The organism is Thermococcus piezophilus (assembly GCF_001647085.1).
In the GTDB taxonomy this organism is placed as follows: Archaea; Methanobacteriota_B; Thermococci; order Thermococcales; family Thermococcaceae; genus Thermococcus; species Thermococcus piezophilus.
Genome location: NZ_CP015520.1, coordinates 1,884,104 through 1,904,109 on the forward strand (window position 1 = coordinate 1,884,104; position 20,006 = coordinate 1,904,109).

Here is a 20,006-nt window from a genome sequence, read left to right on the forward strand (position 1 = left end):
GCGTCATCATTCCTGGGTTTTCTTCTTAAATTCATCTCTCATTCCCGTTAGGAATGGCTTTCCACCGTAGAAGTAAACCACTGGCGATAGCGCAAAGAGAACGTATCTATCGCCTGTGAACGTGAATGTAAAACCAAGGAACTTTTGAATCAGCGGAGACAAGAGCAGTATTGGAATCGTAAGTGTGGTATAGACTATAAATCTCTTCTTAAAGTCCTCCATCATCATTTTATGGTGCTCTGCATTCGAATGCTCTGTGTTCTCCGTGCTCATGATTTATATGTTCATACTTTTCTTCCTCCATATATTTGTGCTTTCCTTCTCTTGCTGGTTGTTCCTAATTTCGGAAGAAGCATCGGGCTGGAACGGGGTGATGCTTTAACTTTCCTTCTTTCTTTCTCTTCCTAAGCACGAGCACCGCCAGAACAATTCCCGCATAGCCACATGTCTGCCCGATGAGGAAACAGGCCAGAGATCACAGCAGGAGTAACAGAATCGAAACCATCAAGGCCATCAGAAAGTAGGGCATCGAAAACCTGTGAAAGTCACTTATGCGGATTCCAGAGATCCTGATTGCTATAAGATTTGCAAGGGAGCCCATCACAAGGCCGTTTCCCCCGAGGTTCACGCCGAGAGCTAGGGGCAGCCACTCGGGTTTTTGGCCAAGGAAGATCACTGTTGCCGGAACGTTGCTGATGAGCTGGCTCAAACCGGCTGAGGCGAGAAACAACGACACCCCTTCAGACGGAAGGGTATGACCAGAAAGCAAACGTGCAACCTCTCCAAAGTCAACGAAGATAAGGGCAAAGGTCATAACCAGTACCCAGTCAAAGCATAGCAAAGCCTCCCTTCCAAAGAAAAGCAGAAGGGACAAAGTTAGAGAAAGTGCCAGCAGAGGCTCCCCGATTTCAGCTAAACAAACGTCAGCAATCAGAAGCAGGAGGGAAACAAGGAGCAGTCTTCCGTTGATGACAACGGGAGGGGGCGTTTCAAGGGATATACTACTGTCATCGAGGGTCGTGGTGAACATTAAAAGCAGGAGAATCCAGAGCAGAACGAAGGGTAACATTCCGAATGTGAATTCTAAAAATGATAGCCCGTATGTGCTCCAGATTATGACGTTCTGGGGATTGCCTATCGGCGTTAGTGCGGAACCCACGTTTGCCGCTATGGCCGAGAGGACAATCGGACGGGTTGCATCTATTCCGACTAGTCTTGCTGTGGTGACGACAAGGGGTATGAAGATGAGCATCACCGTATCGTTCATTATAACCGCGGAAGAGAGAGCAATGACCGGGAGAAGAATGAACAGAAATCTTTTTTCAGAGCCATGTGAGAGGTCTATGAGTTTTAGTGAGAAGCGGGTAAACATGCCAGACAGCTCAAGACCCTTTGAAACGAGGGTTAAAGATGTTATCAATGCCAGGCTGTTCCAGTCGATGAGCTCGGGTGTCCTTAGAAGGAGAGGGCGGTCATGGATAACCAGAACCAGGTAGAGAACTATTAGAACCGTGAGGAACCACTCCTTCATTGCAAAGCTTTTCAGTCTTTCAAACGCCGTATCTCATAACCTCCTCCATGAGCCTGTAATCCGGAATGAGCTCCTTTCCATCGGCGGAAATGCGAACGTGAAGGACTATAAAGCTTCTCCACGCTACTGAAACAACCCAGCAGTTTTCAGGTTTCCTGAACTCTGCAGCCTCAAGAACACGGAGTCCCTTAAGAATTTCCCTGGCCCTATCCTTCACCCTTACCGGGTCAATTTCACCACACTCCACTCCCGGCAACCCCTTGGGCAGCGGGCTCTCGGTTTTTGGGTCATAGTGAAGCCTGTCAATGGCGACATTCAGATACATCACGGGAATATCAATGTTAACGCCATGAGGTGTGTGATGAATTATCGGCATTCCGGCGGTAAAAAATGGCAGGGCGTTTTTTACGGTCTCTATGGCTGTTTCAGCTACTTCGGGGGTGAGTTCTCTTGGAACGGGCATTCTTCTTATTGGTGGAGGAATGGGCGGCATGGGAGAATCACCCGATAAGGATCTCTTCCCTTTAGGATACCTTAAAGTTTCCGGTCATGTTGCCGCGAAAGGTTGAGGTTTCTTGACAGATAGTACAAATGGTGGAAATTTTATAAGGTCACTTTTTTACGTTTCCAGTGTGTTGGATATGATCCAATTGTCAAGCACAACTGCGTGGTCAAAACTAAGATTTCACCAAAGGGCAAGAAGTGATTAAAAACTTAATCATAACAATTGTGAGTCAAGATAAACTTGAGCTTAAATTTTTATAAATCATGTGCGAAGGTATTTTTCCCTTTCCTGCTGGTTGTTTCTAATTTAAAAACATCGAGCTGGAAGCCTGGGGAACGAAGGGGTTCTCGAGTTTGACGTGCAACCTGTTGCATAGCACTCCACGAGGGCATTATTATTGCATAATCATAATTTTGATGGATGGGTGGAAGGTACACTGAAGCAAAAACTGGATCTGGACCACAGAGGGACTCCACCGCCAAGGCAGAGGGGTAATAATAGAAAAAGAACAACCCCCTCATCCCACGCTCTTTTCTCATATAGGTTCTCAATTCCGCTTAATTTGGTTTAAACATGCCTTTTAATCCCCAGGTAAACTAGTATAACCATCAGGAAGACTCCAATAAGGACAATTAAAGACTTAGGAATGGTTAATCTCGGGGAAAAGTTTCCACATCGAGGGGGTTCCTGTACGCTACCTACATACATTTTTATGTGAGTTAGGTTCTTCCCGTCATAAAAGAACATAAGCGGTAACTCTGAAATGAAGACGCTCCCATTAACTTTAACATCTCCTGGATAATAGATGAGAATTCCCTCACCAACAGGTAGTGCATGAAAGGTTGAGAGTACGTTGAGCGTTTTGCTCCCAAAGAAGCCTGACACATATCTGTCAAATTCAGTCACTGGAATTTTATAAGTTGAATTTGAAAGTCTAAAGACCATGAAACCGTTCTCAATGACTCCCCTGACAACTGAGGGTCTTTTCTGGGGGGTGTTGGTGAAGTAGCTCAGAATCTCGGTTCCATTACATTCTGCATGCTCTTTTCCATTCTGAAACTCAAGTATTGTGCAGTTCCATATGAGGAATGCACAACCATCGAAGCGATAAACTCTCATTTCGGTTTTTTTGGCAGTGAGTGTAATGTTCCTTGTCTCCCCGTTGATAGTCACGGTGATGTTTTTGTAGGGAACTACCACCTGCTTGCGCTGGAGAATGTAAAAAGTCCCGTTGATCTCAGTCACTATTGATGGCTCACCGAGTAGAGGATTGCTTTTTCCCAAAAAGAGCAGGTTACTTCCATTAAAGAGATAGTAGAGGTTATATTCTCCATCAGGCACATTGCGCCTGAGCGTTTGCTCTCCCGCAACCCTCTCGCATATCCATTCGGAATGGTGCACAATAATAAATACATACCCATTGCTGGGTAGGATCGAGGTTATTGAATAGGTTTCATAGGGCTCACAGGTCTCACCGGAAACTAATGGAAAAATAAGTAGCAAAACTAAAAATGAGATTTTAAACGACTTATACATACTCATCCCCCAATTTCCTCCAGTCGAGTTTAAAACTCCATTAATCTCCCTTTCAAATAGGACACTCCCCTGACACCCTTGCTGGAAACGTTTGTGCTATTTAATACATGGATAAATTCTCTGTTACCAAGTATCACGGAAATCTGATCCACCACAGTCCAAAGTTCACCATGGAGTATCACCGGCATTTAGTACTCACAATAGCATAAAAACATTTTGAACGAAGATGGTTAAAATTTTAACAAAATGATTCGGAATCAAGAGGTAAAACCGGTTACTCGCGCTTAAAATGGAAAAAGAACCGAAAAATACTCACCTCAAAATCCTCATCGCATTAAACACCGCTATCAGTGCAACTCCAACGTCGGCAAACACTGCTTCCCACATTGTAGCCTCTCCAAGAACTCCGAGGCTTATGAAGGCGAACTTAACGCCGAGGGCAAAGATTATGTTCTGCCACACTATCCTCCGGGTCTTTCTGGCTATCCTGATGCCCCTCGGAAGCTTTGATGGTTTATCATCCATTATGATGATATCAGCGGTCTCTATGGCGGCATCGCTCCCCAAAGCTCCCATCGCAACGCCCACATCTGCCCTCGCAATAACTGGAGCATCATTTATTCCGTCGCCTACGAAAACTATCTTCTCCTCGTCTTTCTTCTCTCCTTCAAGTTTTTCAATGATTTTCACCTTATCCTCGGGTAAGAGCTCGGCGTGGAAGTCATCCAGGCCAATCTGCTTTGCTATTTCCTCCGCAACATCTCTTCCATCACCGGTCACCATTATAACTTTTTTAACGCCCAAACGCTTTAGCTCTCTCACAGCTTTTGGGGCATCTTCCTTTATCTCATCGGATATAACTATGTAGCCAGCGTATTTCCCATTAACGACCACATGAGCAACGGTTCCTTTTACGTGGCATGTATCGTGCTCAACATCAAAGCGGTGCAGTAATCTATCATTTCCAACCAAGATTTCAGTTCCATCTATTCTAGCCCGAACGCCATGCCCAGCTATCTCCTCATGCTCCTTTATTTGAGCCTCGTTAATTTTCTCTCCATAAGCTTCCTTTATTGCCCTTGCAATTGGGTGGTTTGAGTGTGCCTCTGCCAAAGCCGCGAACCTCAAAATTTCTTCCTCGTTAAAGCCGTTTCTCGTTTCTATTTTCGTAACCTTAAAGACACCCTTTGTTAGCGTCCCTGTTTTGTCAAAAGCTACAATTGTAGCTTTGCTGAGGGCATCGAGGAAGTTCGAGCCCTTGACGAGTATGCCCTCCCGCGCTGCCTTTCCAATCCCGCCAAAGTAGCCGAGAGGTATTGAAAGCACTAAAGCGCAAGGGCATGAGATTACCAAGAGCACTAAAGCCCTATAAACCCATTTAGAAAAGGGCTCTCCAAAAGCTAATGGAGGAATTAAAGCAACAAGTGCAGCTAATCCCACAACCGCTGGAGTGTAGTGGTGAGCGAACTTCGTGATGAACTTTTCTGTTTTGGCTTTCCTTGCACTTGCATTTTCCACAAGCTCTAAAATCCTTGAAATGGTTGACTCCTTAAGCTCTTTTGTAACTTTGACCGTCAAAAGACCGCTTAAGTTGACCATTCCAGAGAGAATCTCATCCCCTTCTCTTATAGTTCTTGGAACGCTCTCGCCTGTCAGGGCGGACGTGTCTACCGTTGAGGTTCCCTCAATTACAAAGCCATCCACAGGAACTCTTTCTCCAGGTTTAATAACTATCACATCTCCAACTTTGAGCTCCTCTGGCTTGACTTTAATTAGCTTATCACCAACTTTCAAGTTCGCATATTCGGCTTTTAAAGCTAGCAAAGCCTTAATTGAGCGCCTTGATCTGTTAACAGCTAAATCCTGGAAGAACTCGCCAACGATGTAGAACAGCATTACTCCCACAGCCTCGGGATATTCCTTAATTGCAAACGCTCCCAGCGTGGCTATTGCTATTAGAAAGTTCTCGTCGAAGACGTTGCCGTGGAAGGAGTTGACAAAAGCATTCCTTAGCACTTTCCAGCCCACAAGAAGGTAGCTCGCGACGAATATTCCGAACACAAAGGCATTGTCATAGTTGTAGTAGTATCTCAAGAGGATTCCTGCTATGAAGAGCACGAGCGAGGGTATTATGAAGTAGGGCATCTTCCCTGAATCTTCGTCGTGATCATGGTGGTGTCCATGGTCATGGTCGTGGTGTTCTTTCTTCTCAACTATCCTAATCCCCGGCTCGACCCTTTTCACTATCTCTTTGGCCCTCTCCACGTCTCCCTCAATAACTAACTCGTTCGTTGTGAAATTAACCAAAGCGAACTCGAAGCCTTCCTTCTTCAGTGCTTCCTCTATCTCATACGCACATCTAGCACAGTTGAGACCCTCTAATTTGAGCTTCTTTGGCATGCTCACTCCTCCATGTGCTCAAGCGCAATCTTCAAAATCTCCCTTATATGCTCGTCATCTAAGCTGTAGAAGACGTTCTTTCCATCCTTCCTGTATGCGACAATTTTTCTATCCTTCAAAATCCTAAGCTGGTGAGAGATTGCAGAAACTGACAGGCCGGTAATGTTCGATAAATCACACGTGCAGAGCTCGTCCTCCAGCAGTGCGAAAAGTATCTTAAGCCTTGTAGGGTTTCCTAAAGCGTCAAAGAAATCGGAAACCTCAAGTATTGTTTCATTACCAGGCAGCTTTTTCTTAGCTTCGAGGATTTTATCCAAATGCTCTTCGTAAACCTTACACACTTCCGTCATTTTTCATCACCTCTACATTTGAGCAATTGTACAAATGTTCTTATAAATGTTACTGAGAAAAGGTGTCTGAGAGTGCACAAAAAGAGAGGAGTGCATAGCACTATTCTGCTGGTTTTCCAAAGTGAAAAGAGAGTACAGCAAAAATTTCAAAAATTGAAAAATCAGAGGGAATCAATTATCCCCTTGAGCTTCTCTTCCATGGGCTTCATGAGCTCTACCACTTCCTCGCCCGCTATCCTCCAAGCGACACTCGGAAGTCCAATGCCGATATAAACCCCATCCTCTCTGACGTAGCCAAACGCTGTACACGGCATCAGTGCTCCAATATTAGGGTCGAGCTTAACGAGCTCCGCCACAACTTCTCTATCGCATATGAAGAGCACGTGGTAGTCCGCAATGATGCCATCTTCCCTCTCCACTATGCTTACCGGAATCCTCTCTCCCACTATGAGAAAGCCCTCCTCCTCGATTTTCCTTTTAAGCTCTTCCCAGAGCCCATCTAGATCTCTCTCAAATCTTCGGACGTAATAAAACTCCATCAGCACCACCTACGTTTCCATCATTATGCATCTGTGAAAGCTATATTCAGCACCTTGACTCTCCAAGAATTCCCTAATTTCCTCGCTCTCAGCACCTGGCTGGAACCACAGCTTTTTGAAGCCAGTTTCAACAGCTTCTTTTGCCACTTGAATACCAACCTTGGGGGGAACCACAAAGACTATGACATCAACATCTTTCGGGAGCCCTTTAACGTTCCTGTAGCACTTTAACCCTTCAATCTCATCATAATTTGGGTTGATAGGTAAAACTTCAAAGCCCTTTCTCTTTAAATCCCTTAGAATTATATTGCCGTACTTGGCCGGATTCGGACTCGCCCCTACCAGAGCAATCCGTTTGAAGTTCCGTGCATCCATTTTCTTCACATAATCTTGAACTCAGATTCATCCTTTTTATACGTTGCTGAGCAAAAATGGATAAAAAAGAGGTCATATCTTTCCAACCAAATCCAAGCTGACTTCGAGTGTTCCTTTACCGGGCTCCCAGCTCGCCGGACACACCTGTCCGGGGTGCTCCCTCACATACTTAGAGGCTTTGAGCCTCCTAAGTATCTCCTTCGCACTCCTGCCTATGCTCAAATCGTGCATCTCCATATGCACTACTTTTCCGTCAGGGTCTATGATGAAGGTCGCCCTCCAGGAGACGCCCTCGTCCTCGATGTAAGTGCCGAAGAGGCGGCATATCTTTCCTGCCGGGTCGGCGGGCATCGGGTACTTTATCTTCCTGATCGCGGGGGAAGTGTCGTGCCATGCTTTGTGAACGTAGGCTGTATCTGTTGAAACGCTCAAAATCTCAGCGCCCTCCTTCTTGAACTCCTCGTAGTACCCGGCAAGCTCCTCGAGCTCCGTCGGGCAGACGAAGGTAAAGTCCGCTGGATAGAAGGCCAAGACAACCCACTTGCCCCCATAGTCCGAAAGCTTAACCTTCTCTATTGCATCCTTCTCCGGAAGGTAGGCATCTGCTTCAAAGTCTGGGACGATTTCTCCAACTTTCACCATCTTTCAAACACCTCAGAACTATGTTGGGAAACCTAACTTATATAGGTTTGCCTAACAAAGTGAAAAGTTCCAAAATCAAAAGTATTACATTTTGAAGGACAAATTTAAATATCTCAAAAGCGAACTTCCTTTGGTGATAAGATGAAGGTTAAGGTAGTTCTCGGAACGGCAAGGGAAGGCAGGAAAAGCGAGAAAGTTGCGAGATACCTCATGAAGAAGGCTCAAGAATTCAGCTGGGACGCCGAGCTGATAGACGTCCGCGATTACCTCCTCGCCTATACCCACCGCTGGAAAATCACACTGGAGATGGAAAAATACAGGGAGAAGATTCTCGAAGCGGATGCGCTCATCATAGTCGCACCCGAGTACAACGGGAGCTATCCCGGCGAGCTCAAGATACTCCTGGACACAATTTACGACGAGTACGAGGCTTTACCAGTTGCAATATGTACCGTCTCAAGCGTTACCGGCGGCGTTAGGCTGCTGATGGAGCTGAGAACCGCGTCGCTTAACTACCGCATGCTCCCAGTTGCGCAGGTTCTGTTCTACAACGTGGACGACATATTCGAGGGCGAAGAGCTAAAGGACGAGAAGTATGAGGAGAGGGTTGGAAGGCTCTTCAGGATTCTCGAAAAGTACGCGAAGGTCCTGAAGCCGATAAGGGACGAAGTAAGGGAGAAACTAAAGGAAAAAAGAGAGGATATCTAAGGGTTTCACTCCTTTCCACACGAGCCATTGCAGTCATTGTCAATCCCATCGGTTGGAAAGACCGCGACTCTAACGTTCACACTCCTTAGAAGGCCTGTCGCCCTAATTCCCACCGTTCCATCTGTGTTGAGGACTTTGAAGACTGGTATCTTTATCTCCTTCCCTGTCTGGGGGTTTCTGCCGGTGAATATTTCGACGAAAACGCGGTCAAGGTAGCTCGGCGCGAGCCTCTTTGCTGAAGGTTTTTTCATACCCTGATTTACTCCGGGGTCACCTATCGCTATCAGGGTTTCTCCGTTGGAGTTCGTTATGACATAAACGGTAACGACCGAGCTGTAGTTCTCCAGCATTTCCCATTCAACCGGGATATAGGGGCCGTTTCCATAGTCAGTGATGTTAATGACGCCCGGTTCAGGAACCTCACCGAAAGGTTCTCCGCCGAAAGCTCTCCCGAAGACGCTCCTGAGGAGCGGGCTGAACGTGCATGAGCAGGTCGTTTCCGACTGGGTACTCATGTTTAATACCAATGTCCCAGTCACAGCCTTCTGGAATGCATCAGAGGTTCTCTGAGGAGTCTTGATGTAGGTTTTTCTCCGCCTATTTTCACATTGATGTTGACTAGCTGTTCGGTCAGCTGCTTGAGGTCAGCCTTCGTGACCAGAATGGTCACGGTGTATTCCCCAGGCATTATGTATGCCTCTTCCAGAGGAACGGGGTCAGCAGAACCAGTGTCTGTCGGCTCAAAGATGAAGGGGGATATTTCCGGAGAGGGACATATCAGCGGATCTTCTGGCTCCTCGGGAATCGTGTTCATGGTGTTGGTGTCCAAGGGCAGGGGTCTGTAGCAAAAGCCGTCATCGTCAGGAATGCCGAGAAGGGTCGTGTTAACGGGTGGTATTAGATAGAAGCCGTTTTCGTCTGGTCTGACTCTCGCAACGGTTTCTCCAGTTTCGGGATCGACGAGCTTCAGCACAGGGGGTGTGGACTCTCCAACCGCCTTAAGCCACTTACCATTTTTCGCCCCGATTCTAACCGCCACCTGTCCAGCACCGACGGTTCTTCCGCCCTCTCTAATGGTTCGGAGTGTGCTTCCTGTCCCGAGGTGATATATCTCAAGGCTCTCAAGCTTGTAGCCCCTGAGAAGGCTGTACATGGTTTCCACCATTTCCCCAGTATTCATGGGGGTTATTCCTTTCTCATCGATATAGAAGAACTCACCGCGGGGACTATAGAATGCCTCTATAGGCTCGCCGGTGGTGGCATTTTCCCAGTAGGTTTTTTCAAGGGCTCCAATTCCAGCGAGAGTCCTCAGGTTGAGGAGCTCATAGTACTTGAGCTTTGCGACGTCCTGAAGAATTAAAACCCTTGTCCGAGGATCGCTTTCGCTTTCCGCCATTTCGAGAAGTTCTCTCGAGCCAGCTTCCCAGTTCCCAATCTCGGAGCTTTCGAGCTCGAAGCCGATCTTCGCGAGATTTTCCTTTTCATTGGCTATTTCTCCATCGTACGTCGCAATCAGAGATGTGAGCTTTTCCTCCTTAGCCTTCCACTCGTTTGTGGAAGCTGTTGGGGTCACAGTAGTGCTGCCGTTAGTTACAGTCCGGGTAACGTCTCCCTGGTCTATACAGCCCGATATAAACGCACCGAGCATAATGATGCTTAAAAGCAGGGCAAAGCCTGCAAGCTTTCTAATTTTCATTTTTCACACCTTTTTCCAGCCACGAAACGCTAAAATTCAAAAGAATCCGTCAAGTGACTTATAGTTAAGGTTAGATGTTAGGGGTTATTAACATTTTCTTTTTCAAAGTGGAAAAAATTAAACGAAAATTGTTTCATTCCCAAATGCTATGAGGATCGTGGCTTCTTCGTTCCAACTCCATATATCAGCGTCTCAAGAAGAACTGCACGAAGAAATATGTTAAAATGAAGGAGTGCAGCCTTGTATCGCCGTAGAAAATTCTAATAAGCGCAACGAAGAGAGCCAAGATGGTGATGTAAGCTCCCCAAACATCTGGAGTTTGTCCTCAGCCGAGAAGATTAAGTAAAGTGAGAAGACGAAGACAAAAACAGCCATAACGATGAGTCCGCAATTGTACATCTTCGGCGATACATCCTGACTAGAGCTTCGAGGTCGATGAGTGGGTTATGGAAGAAGGAAAACCACTGATTCCTGCTTATTCTCTAGGTTACGAAGAGCCAGTAGGTTACCAGACCGGCGATTCCGGAGTACTTAAGCGTCTTCACTCTCAAAACCCCAAGCCGTCACCTGGTATAAGCGTGTTCCGTGTGAATACGGAACAAGAGAAGAAAAAGTCAAAGCAGCCCCTCGATGAGCTCCGCTATATTGCCCCTGGCCTTGCCCCTGAGGCGCTCCAGGTGGTCGCTCAGGGCCTCGCCGATGCCGTGAATGAATAGGTTCAATGCCTCCTCACTCCCAAATCCGCGCGAGCGAAGGTAAAAGAGGGCATCCTCATCAAACTGCCTCACCGCGGATGAATGAGCGGCGGCTTCGATTTCTCCGGTGTCGACCTCAAGCATCGGCACGCTCACACCGAGGGAGCCCTCGTCCATGATGGTTATTTGTGAAATTACCTCGCTCACCGAGTTCTTCGCACTCTCGAAGACCTTCGCAACGCCCCTGTGGACGGCCCAGCCGTTCTGGTAAGAGAACCCGTGAACTTTTGTCTCGCTTTTGCTCTTTTCACCGTACTGGAGGACGTTGGTGAGGTAGTCAATGGCTGAGCCTACCCCTATGGGTATTCCCCTTAGGATGAGCTGGCTTTCTTTACCCTCAAGTGAGTAGTCTTCACGGTGGTGACTCATAACTCCACCCTTAATGAGGGTAAACGCTCTAACCTTAGCCCTTTCACCAAGTGATGCCCTCAGGAGATAGTGCGATAGAGAGGTGTGCTTTCCAACCGTTAGGATTTCAATGTCAGCATTCCTAGCTTTGAGCTCGACCACTAGGGATTTAGTCCCTTTTTCACTCAAATCATAGATGACTATCGGCGCCTTAACGTTCTCTGCCTCGATTGAGACGTGATGGCTAATGAAAGCCTTCTCCGAGAGATGCGAGATTATGACAAGAGGCTCCTTTAAGTCCTCCACTATCTTGAGCTTGTAAGCTTTTTTGAGAGTGTAGAAGTGGAAGCCGAGGATTCTCGACTCCTCTGGACTTGAGAGGCCGAGGGTTCCCTCGGTTAGCTCAACGCCGGCTGGAAGGTTGAAGCTCGCCTCACTCCCAGAGAGGAAGACGTGCGCCTTGATTTTCACTTCTCCGGCCTTTGCCTCCGTCGGAAGCTTAAGTGGTGAGTTCTCCTCGAAGAGCTTCCACTTGGTGTAGCTCTTTATCGTTGGACTGTCTCCGTACTTCTGATACTCCAGTTCCTTAAGCTTCTCAAGAGTTATTTTTGGAAAATGCATCAGCCAACACCTCCAACCTCGCTAAATTCAAGCTCTATGACCTTCTTGAGTACCTCAACGTACTCGAAGGGCAGGCCTTCAAGGATTTCACTTATGAAGCCAAGCACTATGAGACTCTTGGCTTCTTCTTCCTTGATTCCTCTTGCATTCATATAGAAGAGCTTGTCCTCGCCGAGCTTTCCAGTCGTTGCCTCGTGGATTATGCTCGCGCTTGGCTCGTCATTCTGGTTGTGTGGATAGGTGTAGGCCTTACTCTTCTCATCAAGGATTAGAGAGTCACATGAAACTGTTGCTGTTGAGTTTTTAGCACCTTTAATTATCCTCACAAGACCGCGATAGATGTTTATTCCGCCGTTAGCACTTATGCTTTTTGAGACTATTTTGGAGCTGGTGTTCGGAGCTAAATGTATTGTCTTTGCTCCGGTATCCTTCATGAAGGGCCCGTTGCTGAGGGAGACAACATACTGGGCAGTCCTCGCTCCTTTACCCTTAAGAATGCTTGATGGGTATGTGTATGTGATTCTGCTCCCTATACTTCCCTCTATCCACTCGACGTAGGCGTTCTCCTCTATGATGGCGCGCTTGTTGTTGAAGTTTATCACATTACGGCTCCAGTTCTGTATTGTGGTGAACTTGACGGTGGCATTTTTGTGAGCATAAATTTCAACCATGCCATCGTGGAAGGAGAAACCCTTGTACATCGGAGCCGAGCAGCCTTCGATGAAGTGTATGTAGCTCCCCTCGTCCGCAACCAGGAGAGTGTGCTCGAACTGTCCTTCCAAAGCCGAGCCTATGACGAAGAAAGCCTCAACAGGGAAGGGAATCCTGACTCCTTTAGGCACGTAAACAAAAACTCCCCCGCTCCATAACGCGTGATGTAAAGCAGAAAACTTGTGCTCTCCAGCTGGGAAGATCTTGCCAAAGTACCTCTTCACGAGGTGTGGATACTTCTTGACTGCCTCCTCCATTGGAATCATGATTATGCCCATCTTCTCGAACTCCTCCTTGAGCTTCGAATAGACACTCTCGCTGTCGAATACTGCCGTTAGACCGGAGAGAAACTTCTTCTCTATCTCTGGAATATTCAAACGCTCGAAAGTTCGTCTTATGTTCTCTGGCAAATCATCCCAGTCCTTTACCTCACTCTCTATCTCTGGCTTGGAATAAAGGACTAAACTCTCAAGATCAAGCTCTTCTACTCCAACAACCCACTTGGGCATAGGTAGCTTGTGGAAGAGCTCTAAAGCCTTGAGCCTGTGTCTGAGCATCCACTCTGGCTCGCCTTTTATCCTTGAGAGTTCCTCTACCATGTCCTTTGTAAGCTTTCCCTTAAGCTCTATCTCCTTTGGATAAGGCACTGCTGTGCCGAGTATCTCCTCCAGCGAACCTGCCTTGAGGATTTCCTCAAGTCTTGACTGTTGCGTCATTATCCTCCACCGCCGTAAAACCCTTCTCCTCAATCACTTTTACGAGCTCAATGCCACCAGAAGCCACGAGCTTGCCCTCCTTGAGAACATGAACTCTCTGGGCGTTAAGGTACTCCAAGATTCTGCCATAATGAGTGATTAGAAGTATTGAAGTGCTCTCCCTATGGAGTCTGTCAATTATCCTTGCTATAACCTTGAGTGAGTCAACGTCAACGCCGCTGTCAGGCTCGTCGAGGATTAAAAGTCTTGGCTTTACAAGGTAAGCCTGAAGCATCTCAAGCTTTTTCCTCTCTCCGCCGGAGAAACCAACGTTAAGCTCTCTTGAGAGTATTGAGCTGTCGAGACCAAGCTCCTCAACAGCATTGAAAATCATCTCATATGCATCAACTTCATCTATGCCTCTCAGGTTCTTCAACATTCTCTGGAGGAACTGAATAACTTTAACTCCTTCGATCTCTATCGGATGCTGGAAGCTGAGGAATATTCCCCTCTTTGCTCTCTCTTCTGGCTTCATCCCAGTTATATCCTCGCCTTCAAAGAGTATTCTGCCTTTCACAACCTTGTATCTCGGATGGCCGGCTATAGTTAAAGCTAATGTTGATTTTCCGCTTCCATTAGGCCCCATGATAACGTGAAGTTCACCTTCACCAATGCTGAGCGTAATCCCTTTAAGTATCTCCTTATCCATAACTTTGACGTGTAAATCTTCCACCTTCAGCATGTCCATCACCGTCCTTTATATACCCAGTATTGGGTAAAAAAGTTCACTTTTAAAACCTTTCTTCACAAATTTGTGTAATCAACTTGGGCCCCACATCCTGGTAGCATTTATTTGGGTCGACTTTTCAATCCATCAAAATTTGATACTGTGATTTAGTTCACGCACAACCCATGCAATCTAAATATTGACAAAAAAGAGAAAATTTAGCCCCCCTGAAGAAGGAGGTTTGGAAGCTGCGGAGCTCTTTGACCGAGCTCCTGGTCGAGCATGAAAAGAACCTGCGGATTGTCCTTTGTAAACTTGAGCTTATCAACGATCTTTTTGACACTTGCCTCTTCTTCAACCTGCTCGTTTATGAACCACTCCAAAAATGCCCTCGTTGAGTAGTCCTTTTCCTCCTCAGCCAAAGTTGCTAACTCGTTTATGCACTTACTTATGAACTGCTCATGCTTGTATGCTGCCTCAAATGCTGCCAGCGGGGATTCCCACTCCTTTGGTGGCTGCTCTATTGCTTTCAGCTCGACCCTTCCGTTCCTGTCGTAGATGTAGTTGTAAAATCTGAGTGCGTGTCCAAGCTCTTCCTCAGCTTGCGCTTTCATCCAGCTGGCAAAACCCTCCAAGTTGAGGTCATCAAAATAGGCCCCCATTGCAAAGTACAGGTATGCAGAATAAAGCTCCCTGTTAAGCTGCTCATTTAGAGCTTTAAGCATTCTTTCGCTCAGCATGGGCATCACCTTACTATAGCTACGCGTTGTTACTCTAAAAGTTTTCGCCTTAGATTTTTGAAAAACTTTAAATTATTCCCTCTTTTTCTAAAATATCTAAGATTTTCAAGAATTCCTCATACGTCCCCTGAGTCACAACTCTCTCGGGTCTGAACGGGCAATCACAGTATGGGTACTCTAGAAAGGCTTGGTATGTGCCAATTTCCCTCGCAATCTTAACTATCTCTTCCTTATCCATGCCCAGCAGGGGTCTGTGTACGGGAAAGCGGACGCTCATGGTCTCAAAGTAGAGATTAGCTAATGTCTGCGAAGCCACTTGGCCAAGGGAATCCCCCGTAACAATGCCCAGTGCACCTTCTTCCCTCGCTATCTCCGCGGCTCTCCTCAGCATGGCGACCTTGCACAGGACGCATGTCCATTCTCTCATGTTAATTCTGTTTAATGTTACAACATAGGGTTTCAGAACTTCAAAGTGATTCTCTATGATGAGCTCGATGTCTCTTGGGGAATAATCATTGAGTATTTCAACGGTCTTCTCCACAACTTTCCTCGCGTTCTGCCCCTGGTCGAAGTGAACAGCTATTATTTCTGCGCCCCTCTTCATCATAAGGAATGCGGCAACGGGTGAATCTATGCCACCGCTGAGCAGAACAACAACCTTCCCCTGCGTGCCAACTGGAAGCCCGCCGACGCCTTTAATCTTCTCAAAGAAAACGTAGGCCTTCCCCTTTATAATTTCAAGTCCTATCGTGAGCTCGGGGTTTTCCAGGTTTACTTTCCAGCCGAATTCTTTTACAATAAACGCCCCTATTTCCATGTTAACCTCAATAGAAGTCTTAAGGAACGCCTTATCCAGCCGCTGAGTTTCCACCTTAAAGCTTTTCGGATTCAGGCCTTTCAGGGCTTCTCTCAGATAGTCTGGCACTTCCTCGTAGTTCATCTCCCGTGCAGGCGAAACCGAAACAACGCCTGGGACTTTTGCAATAATCTCAGCCGCTTCATCTGGGGCATCAATGAGGATTCGTCCTCTAATCAGCCTTGCCTTTGCTTTAATCCCTTTCCTCTCTAAAGTAGCGAGGATGTTCTCTACGAGCCTCCTCTCAAACTCCCTCCTTTTGCCCCTCTTTATCGCTATCTCACCATAACGAACTAGTATCATCTCAACCACCCAAATAGCGCGCAAAGAAGTTTTTAGCCTCTTTTTCATCCTCTGCTCCCCTAACTACCATCCGCCCGCCCTTGAATATCAGAATCTCGGCGTAGTCGTCCTCGAACTGGATGAACTGCGACGTCTTGATGTACTCAATGCCGAGGGCATCGAGCCTCTTGGCGAGCTCATCAAGGTCTACGCTCATCCTCTCGGGGGGAGTTATTTGAATCGAACCGTCACACATGTGCTCTATCCTCATCTGCTTCTCCAGGAACGTGAAGTTGTGCCTAACGCAGGCCTCACAGTCCTTCCTCCTCGGGATCTCCACCTTCTCAAAGTCAAGTGTCTTGGTGTCGAAGAAAATCAGCTCACTCTTCACTTCCTTACCCAGGAGAATCTTAGCCGCTAGAGTAACGGCCAGCGAAGCAGCCAGGGGAGGAACGTAGCTCATAATCCCTGCGACGGCGCACGTTGGCATGGGACTTGAGGGCAGCTTCGGCATCAAACAGCGGAAGCAGGCAGTCTTTCCTGGAATTATGGGCATCAGGTTGCCGTAAGTCGCCAAGATGCCAACGTAAATCCACGGTTTGTTGCGCTTCACCGCGTAGTCGTTTATTACCTGCCTCGTGTAAATGTTGTCCGTTCCGTCTATAAGGATGTCAGCTTCGTCCAGAAGGTGCACCGTTGACGGGTTTAAGTCCTCAAAGTAGCTAATAACGTTCTCAAAGCGCTCCTTCAGGACCTCCACTTTCGGCTTTCCTACATCATCACTAGTGTATATCGTCCTTGGAAGATCGCTCTCGTCCACAAAGTCTCTGTCTACCACTATTATTCTTCCAACGCCCAGTTTGTGGAGGAAGTAGACCTCCCAGCTCCCCAATGCTCCGGCACCCACCACTGCAACCGTGCTCTCGCCGAGCTTTCTTTGGCCATCCATACCGATTATCGGGAAGTGCCTCGAAAAGTCCATCTTTACATCCACCATGCTCCCCACCATTGGAAGCTTCTAAGAGGCTCAAAAAAGGCTTTTGAAAACCAAAAGTTCTGGACAGTTCTGGGAAATGCCAACTTTGGAAAAGGATATTAAATGGATTCCAGGAAATTCTTGTCGGTGGTGGTATGGAGTTCTTCGAGGTGCTGAGAAAAAGGAGAAGTATAAGGCGCTTTCAGGACAAGAAAGTCCCGAGGGAGCTGGTAGAAAAGCTTCTTGAAGCTGCTTTCCTTTCGCCGAGTTCATACAACAAAAGGCCCTGGCACTTCATAGTCGTTGATGATAAGGAAAAGCTCCAAAAGCTCTCGAAGGCTAAGTTAGGCGCCTCTGGGTTGGCAATGGCACCTTTAGCCATCGTCGTGACGGCCGATGGTGAAAGGAGCGACGTATGGATCGAGGACGCTTCCATAGCGGCTGAGCACATACATCTCGCGGCCGTTGCCCTGGGTCTGAGATCCTTCTGGGTGCAGATTAGGAACAGGATGCACAACGAGGAGAAGAGTGCCGAGGAATACGTGAGGGGGCTCTTGGACATTCCAGAAAACTACCGCATTCTCTGCATCATTGGCGTCGGCTATCCAGCGGAGAACAAGCCACCCCACTGCGAAGAGGTCTTTGAATGGGGGAAGGTCGGCTATAACAGATTTGACATACCATTCGAAAAATGAGGGCATCCCGATTTTATTTACATTTTGAAAACTGAAAAACTTGGAGACTTTTCACATTAGAAATAGTGAGACCAAAAAGATGTATCTCAGAAACACTTTTGAGTGATAAGATGAAAGCCAAGGTTTGCAAATTCTGTGCTGGTGATTACTTGGAGGAAGTTGTCAAGCCCCTCCAAGAGAAGGGCTACGAAGTCAGCGTTGAGGAATGCATCGGTTTGTGCGCCAAATATGAATGCGGCAACATAAACGTCATAGTTATGGAAAGGGAAATTTCAACAAGGAGTTTTGAAAAATTCATAAAGGCCCTGGAGGGGTAGAGATAGTAAAAGCACTTGTTATAATCCCCAGTGAGGACGAAAAAGCTTTGGTAGACTTCATGTAGGCTACCAACGCTTTGAAATACAAGTGGGTGGAAGACGTTGAGGTGATACTTTTCGGGCCCATCGAAAGGAAGATTGCAGAGGGAGATGGGAAATTTCTCCAGTGGATTGAGAGGCTGAGGAAGCTGGGCAAGCTTCCCTTTCGTGCAAAAGGATAGCCAAAGATGGGGTTTTGCAGTAAAGCTGGAAAAGTACACTAGAGTGGAATACGTGGGAAAGATAATAGCGGACTACCTCAAAAAAAAGTTACGTCCCGATGACTTTTTGATGAAAAAAGCTTCAAGAAAAGGCTTTTAATTTTAAATTTTTATTTCCTAAGATGATAGTGTGAAGAAGACACTAATAATCATCCTGATACTTCTTTTTGCAGGAAGTGTAAGAGCCGGAGAAGTCAGATACGGCGAGCTAACCTTCTTTTCATCTTCTACCACTCAGAGAGCTGCCCGGCATGTAACTATATGAAGACGAGCGTTTTCCCGACTAAGAAAGCCAAGGAGACCCTTTTGGGATTAAACCTTGTTTCCATCGACGTTTACAAAGCGCGCTCCCTTACAACGCTCAGATATAGGGTTTACGATGACGTTGTGATCCTCCAGCCAGACAACGCTGGCTACTACAGGCCAAAAACTCCAGGGGAAGAGATAAGCGTCGGCGTTCCGGGGACGCCAACGATGGTAATATTCAAGGTCGAGAACGGCATCAGAATTCTGAAGGGAGTAGCGATCGGTGCGCTCAATCCTGATGGTTTGGAGTTCTTCGTAAAGACTGCAGTGGGGAACGATGAAAACCCCCAAGCAGGGGAACAAACTCAAACCACGGAAACTGCAACGCCCCAGGCCCAGGAAAACAACACAAACCTAACCCTCGCGGTTCTCCTGCCGATATTTCGGCCGGAATACTGAGCGTCTTCTCACCCTGCGTCCTGCCCATCATAGTCGGCACTTTCTCCCTCACTTTCGCGAGGAGGAGAGTGGAGCTGATAATAGCGGGCATGGTATTATCTTTCGCCATTTTGGGCGCCCTGGCGGGTAGTTTTGGTTCCTACGCGGCCCAGATAAGGGGAGCCCTGTACCTCATAGGCAGCCTCGGCTTCATAGTGATTGGCCTGGGCTTCCTGAGCGAGAGTGTAAGCGCCAAGCTTGAGAGGTTCCTGAGCTTTTCGGCATCAGATAAGGTGGCGTCGAAGAGAGGAAAGCTGTATGACTTCGCCCTCGGCTCGGCCTTGGGGGCCACGTGGCTCGGCTGCATAGCCCCTTACGTCGGCTTCGCCGTCATAACAGCCGCCCTCAGCGGCGACACCCTACGCGGGATAATCGTGATGGGAACCTACGGCCTTGGCATGGGGCTGATGGTTTACCTGATTACCTCCTCGAAGGACATGGGGGACTGGCTAAACAGAAAGTTTCTCTCGGGGAGGATAAGCCTCGGCAAGTCTGGCAAAGCAAAGTGGGAGCGGGCTTTGGGCATAATCCTCGTGCTCCTCGGCATGATTATGCTCACAGAACTCACACCATTAAAGCTCTGGAGCGTCCTCTTTGAGAGCCTCTCAAAACTCTGAGGAGGTGGAAAAATGTTCAGACACAGAAGGAAGGTTGGGCTGAGCGTTGAGGAAGCCGAAAAGAAGTTTAGGGAGGAACTCGCAAAGAGGGGCTACAAAGTGATCCTTGAGTTCACGCCAAGCGATGTTATCAAGAACAACCTCGGGGTCGAGATGGAGCCATACAGGATACTCTACGTCTGCAACCCAAAGGTCTTCTACGAGATGACCAAGAAGGAATACGAGATAGGCTCCTTCGCGCCGTGTCCAGTGCTCTTCTACGAGAAGGACGGCGAAACCTACGTGGCCATCAACACCGCCGACGACGTGCTTGACATAATCAAAGAGCCCCTTGAGGTCGTTAAAAGCGTCATTGAGGATCTTTAACGAAGTTGTCTCAC

General features: G+C 47.3%; 24 protein-coding genes. 7 read left to right on the plus strand and 17 right to left on the minus strand.

From position 1 onward, the window contains the following. Positions 1–6: 6 nt before the first annotated feature. The 9 genes from A7C91_RS10370 to A7C91_RS10410 all read right to left on the minus strand — a co-directional run bounded on the left by A7C91_RS10370 (position 7) and on the right by A7C91_RS10410 (position 7,878). Positions 7–273: a hypothetical protein gene (locus tag A7C91_RS10370; RefSeq protein WP_068667245.1), complete on the minus strand. Its 267-nt coding sequence runs from the start codon at positions 271–273 to the stop codon at positions 7–9. 202 nt (positions 274–475) lie between these two features. Beyond that, positions 476–1,531, minus strand: a complete 1,056-nt coding sequence (locus tag A7C91_RS10375) for an SLC13 family permease (protein ID WP_068667247.1) — start codon at positions 1,529–1,531, stop codon at positions 476–478. A gap of 19 nt (positions 1,532–1,550) precedes the next feature. After that, positions 1,551–2,024 carry a hypothetical protein gene (locus A7C91_RS10380; protein ID WP_068667249.1) on the minus strand — a complete coding sequence of 158 codons (474 nt, stop codon included), beginning with the start codon at positions 2,022–2,024 and terminating at the stop codon, positions 1,551–1,553. A 579-nt stretch (positions 2,025–2,603) separates the two neighbouring features. Further along, positions 2,604–3,578, minus strand: coding sequence for a hypothetical protein (locus A7C91_RS10385; protein WP_234394391.1), 975 nt, complete (start codon positions 3,576–3,578; stop codon positions 2,604–2,606). Positions 3,579–3,884: 306 nt separating this feature from the next. Next, a complete protein-coding gene (locus A7C91_RS10390) occupies positions 3,885–5,972 on the minus strand; it encodes a heavy metal translocating P-type ATPase (RefSeq protein WP_068667253.1) in 2,088 nt (695 codons plus the stop codon). A 2-nt stretch (positions 5,973–5,974) separates the two neighbouring features. After that, positions 5,975–6,322 carry an ArsR/SmtB family transcription factor gene (locus A7C91_RS10395; protein WP_068667255.1) on the minus strand — a complete coding sequence of 116 codons (348 nt, stop codon included), beginning with the start codon at positions 6,320–6,322 and terminating at the stop codon, positions 5,975–5,977. 161 nt (positions 6,323–6,483) lie between these two features. Next, entirely contained in the window at positions 6,484–6,861 is a 378-nt protein-coding gene (locus A7C91_RS10400) for a DUF302 domain-containing protein (protein WP_068667257.1), read from the minus strand. A 9-nt stretch (positions 6,862–6,870) separates the two neighbouring features. Then, positions 6,871–7,236, minus strand: coding sequence for a CoA-binding protein (locus A7C91_RS10405; protein ID WP_068667259.1), 366 nt, complete (start codon positions 7,234–7,236; stop codon positions 6,871–6,873). Positions 7,237–7,308: 72 nt separating this feature from the next. Then, positions 7,309–7,878 (minus strand): peroxiredoxin, encoded by a 570-nt coding sequence (locus A7C91_RS10410; protein WP_068667261.1) that lies wholly within the window; start codon positions 7,876–7,878, stop codon positions 7,309–7,311. A gap of 141 nt (positions 7,879–8,019) precedes the next feature. Between A7C91_RS10410 and A7C91_RS10415 the strand changes: the two genes are divergently transcribed. After that, positions 8,020–8,586 carry an NADPH-dependent FMN reductase gene (locus A7C91_RS10415; RefSeq protein ID WP_068667263.1) on the plus strand — a complete coding sequence of 189 codons (567 nt, stop codon included), beginning with the start codon at positions 8,020–8,022 and terminating at the stop codon, positions 8,584–8,586. A gap of 5 nt (positions 8,587–8,591) precedes the next feature. Here the strand turns inward: A7C91_RS10415 and A7C91_RS10420 are convergent, their stop codons facing one another. From A7C91_RS10420 to A7C91_RS10455, 8 genes are all read right to left on the minus strand, one after another. Next, entirely contained in the window at positions 8,592–9,101 is a 510-nt protein-coding gene (locus A7C91_RS10420) for a hypothetical protein (RefSeq protein ID WP_068667265.1), read from the minus strand. A gap of 20 nt (positions 9,102–9,121) precedes the next feature. Then, positions 9,122–10,282, minus strand: coding sequence for a hypothetical protein (locus A7C91_RS10425; RefSeq protein WP_068667267.1), 1,161 nt, complete (start codon positions 10,280–10,282; stop codon positions 9,122–9,124). Between the two features lie 614 nt (positions 10,283–10,896). Then, a complete protein-coding gene (locus A7C91_RS10430; protein WP_068667269.1) occupies positions 10,897–12,006 on the minus strand; it encodes a SufD family Fe-S cluster assembly protein in 1,110 nt (369 codons plus the stop codon). After that, the gene (gene sufB, locus A7C91_RS10435; RefSeq protein ID WP_068667271.1) at positions 12,006–13,433 is read right to left on the minus strand and encodes a Fe-S cluster assembly protein SufB; all 1,428 of its coding nucleotides are present in this window, start codon (positions 13,431–13,433) and stop codon (positions 12,006–12,008) included. The genes A7C91_RS10430 and sufB overlap by 1 nt, the downstream gene beginning before the upstream one ends. Beyond that, the gene (sufC, locus tag A7C91_RS10440) at positions 13,411–14,154 is read right to left on the minus strand and encodes a Fe-S cluster assembly ATPase SufC (RefSeq protein ID WP_068667273.1); all 744 of its coding nucleotides are present in this window, start codon (positions 14,152–14,154) and stop codon (positions 13,411–13,413) included. Before sufC ends, sufB begins: the two co-directional genes overlap by 23 nt. A gap of 203 nt (positions 14,155–14,357) precedes the next feature. Continuing rightward, positions 14,358–14,879, minus strand: coding sequence for a ferritin (locus tag A7C91_RS10445; RefSeq protein ID WP_068667274.1), 522 nt, complete (start codon positions 14,877–14,879; stop codon positions 14,358–14,360). Between the two features lie 67 nt (positions 14,880–14,946). Continuing rightward, complete coding sequence (thiI, locus tag A7C91_RS10450) at positions 14,947–16,038, minus strand: tRNA uracil 4-sulfurtransferase ThiI (protein WP_068667276.1); 1,092 nt, start codon at positions 16,036–16,038, stop codon at positions 14,947–14,949. Position 16,039: 1 nt separating this feature from the next. Then, the gene (locus tag A7C91_RS10455; protein WP_068667278.1) at positions 16,040–17,014 is read right to left on the minus strand and encodes a HesA/MoeB/ThiF family protein; all 975 of its coding nucleotides are present in this window, start codon (positions 17,012–17,014) and stop codon (positions 16,040–16,042) included. 134 nt (positions 17,015–17,148) lie between these two features. On the opposite strand from A7C91_RS10455, the gene A7C91_RS10460 reads away from it, so the two are divergent. The 6 genes from A7C91_RS10460 to A7C91_RS10480 all read left to right on the plus strand — a co-directional run bounded on the left by A7C91_RS10460 (position 17,149) and on the right by A7C91_RS10480 (position 19,992). Further along, positions 17,149–17,688: a nitroreductase family protein gene (locus A7C91_RS10460; protein ID WP_068667281.1), complete on the plus strand. Its 540-nt coding sequence runs from the start codon at positions 17,149–17,151 to the stop codon at positions 17,686–17,688. 110 nt (positions 17,689–17,798) lie between these two features. Next, a complete protein-coding gene (locus A7C91_RS10465) occupies positions 17,799–18,005 on the plus strand; it encodes a hypothetical protein (protein WP_068667283.1) in 207 nt (68 codons plus the stop codon). A gap of 92 nt (positions 18,006–18,097) precedes the next feature. Further along, positions 18,098–18,226 (plus strand): hypothetical protein, encoded by a 129-nt coding sequence (locus tag A7C91_RS12235; protein WP_267886232.1) that lies wholly within the window; start codon positions 18,098–18,100, stop codon positions 18,224–18,226. Positions 18,227–18,526: 300 nt separating this feature from the next. Further along, a complete protein-coding gene (locus A7C91_RS12040) occupies positions 18,527–18,970 on the plus strand; it encodes a hypothetical protein (RefSeq protein ID WP_234394392.1) in 444 nt (147 codons plus the stop codon). Between the two features lie 29 nt (positions 18,971–18,999). After that, positions 19,000–19,626, plus strand: coding sequence for a cytochrome c biogenesis CcdA family protein (locus A7C91_RS12045; RefSeq protein WP_234394507.1), 627 nt, complete (start codon positions 19,000–19,002; stop codon positions 19,624–19,626). A 12-nt stretch (positions 19,627–19,638) separates the two neighbouring features. After that, positions 19,639–19,992: a DUF302 domain-containing protein gene (locus A7C91_RS10480; protein ID WP_068667285.1), complete on the plus strand. Its 354-nt coding sequence runs from the start codon at positions 19,639–19,641 to the stop codon at positions 19,990–19,992. Positions 19,993–20,006: the final 14 nt, after the last annotated feature.

Excerpts from the sequence above, each read along its gene's own strand:
- A7C91_RS10460 (WP_068667281.1), top strand. The coding sequence starts at position 17,149 with ATGGAGTTCTTCGAGGTGCTGAGAAAAAGGAGAAGTATAAGGCGCTTT.
- A7C91_RS10465 (WP_068667283.1), top strand. The coding sequence starts at position 17,799 with ATGAAAGCCAAGGTTTGCAAATTCTGTGCTGGTGATTACTTGGAGGAA.
- A7C91_RS10375 (WP_068667247.1), bottom strand. The coding sequence starts at position 1,531 with ATGAAGGAGTGGTTCCTCACGGTTCTAATAGTTCTCTACCTGGTTCTG.
- A7C91_RS10415 (WP_068667263.1), top strand. The coding sequence starts at position 8,020 with ATGAAGGTTAAGGTAGTTCTCGGAACGGCAAGGGAAGGCAGGAAAAGC.
- sufC (WP_068667273.1), bottom strand. The coding sequence starts at position 14,154 with ATGCTGAAGGTGGAAGATTTACACGTCAAAGTTATGGATAAGGAGATA.
- A7C91_RS10390 (WP_068667253.1), bottom strand. The coding sequence starts at position 5,972 with ATGCCAAAGAAGCTCAAATTAGAGGGTCTCAACTGTGCTAGATGTGCG.
- A7C91_RS10455 (WP_068667278.1), bottom strand. The coding sequence starts at position 17,014 with ATGGTGGATGTAAAGATGGACTTTTCGAGGCACTTCCCGATAATCGGT.
- A7C91_RS10445 (WP_068667274.1), bottom strand. The coding sequence starts at position 14,879 with ATGCTGAGCGAAAGAATGCTTAAAGCTCTAAATGAGCAGCTTAACAGG.
- sufB (WP_068667271.1), bottom strand. The coding sequence starts at position 13,433 with ATGACGCAACAGTCAAGACTTGAGGAAATCCTCAAGGCAGGTTCGCTG.
- A7C91_RS10385 (WP_234394391.1), bottom strand. The coding sequence starts at position 3,578 with ATGAGTATGTATAAGTCGTTTAAAATCTCATTTTTAGTTTTGCTACTT.
- A7C91_RS10370 (WP_068667245.1), bottom strand. The coding sequence starts at position 273 with ATGAGCACGGAGAACACAGAGCATTCGAATGCAGAGCACCATAAAATG.
- thiI (WP_068667276.1), bottom strand. The coding sequence starts at position 16,038 with ATGATACTAGTTCGTTATGGTGAGATAGCGATAAAGAGGGGCAAAAGG.
- A7C91_RS10420 (WP_068667265.1), bottom strand. The coding sequence starts at position 9,101 with ATGAGTACCCAGTCGGAAACGACCTGCTCATGCACGTTCAGCCCGCTC.
- A7C91_RS10395 (WP_068667255.1), bottom strand. The coding sequence starts at position 6,322 with ATGACGGAAGTGTGTAAGGTTTACGAAGAGCATTTGGATAAAATCCTC.
- A7C91_RS12040 (WP_234394392.1), top strand. The coding sequence starts at position 18,527 with ATGAAGACGAGCGTTTTCCCGACTAAGAAAGCCAAGGAGACCCTTTTG.
- A7C91_RS10405 (WP_068667259.1), bottom strand. The coding sequence starts at position 7,236 with ATGGATGCACGGAACTTCAAACGGATTGCTCTGGTAGGGGCGAGTCCG.
- A7C91_RS10425 (WP_068667267.1), bottom strand. The coding sequence starts at position 10,282 with ATGAAAATTAGAAAGCTTGCAGGCTTTGCCCTGCTTTTAAGCATCATT.
- A7C91_RS10380 (WP_068667249.1), bottom strand. The coding sequence starts at position 2,024 with ATGCCGCCCATTCCTCCACCAATAAGAAGAATGCCCGTTCCAAGAGAA.
- A7C91_RS10400 (WP_068667257.1), bottom strand. The coding sequence starts at position 6,861 with ATGGAGTTTTATTACGTCCGAAGATTTGAGAGAGATCTAGATGGGCTC.
- A7C91_RS10410 (WP_068667261.1), bottom strand. The coding sequence starts at position 7,878 with ATGGTGAAAGTTGGAGAAATCGTCCCAGACTTTGAAGCAGATGCCTAC.
- A7C91_RS10430 (WP_068667269.1), bottom strand. The coding sequence starts at position 12,006 with ATGCATTTTCCAAAAATAACTCTTGAGAAGCTTAAGGAACTGGAGTAT.
- A7C91_RS10480 (WP_068667285.1), top strand. The coding sequence starts at position 19,639 with ATGTTCAGACACAGAAGGAAGGTTGGGCTGAGCGTTGAGGAAGCCGAA.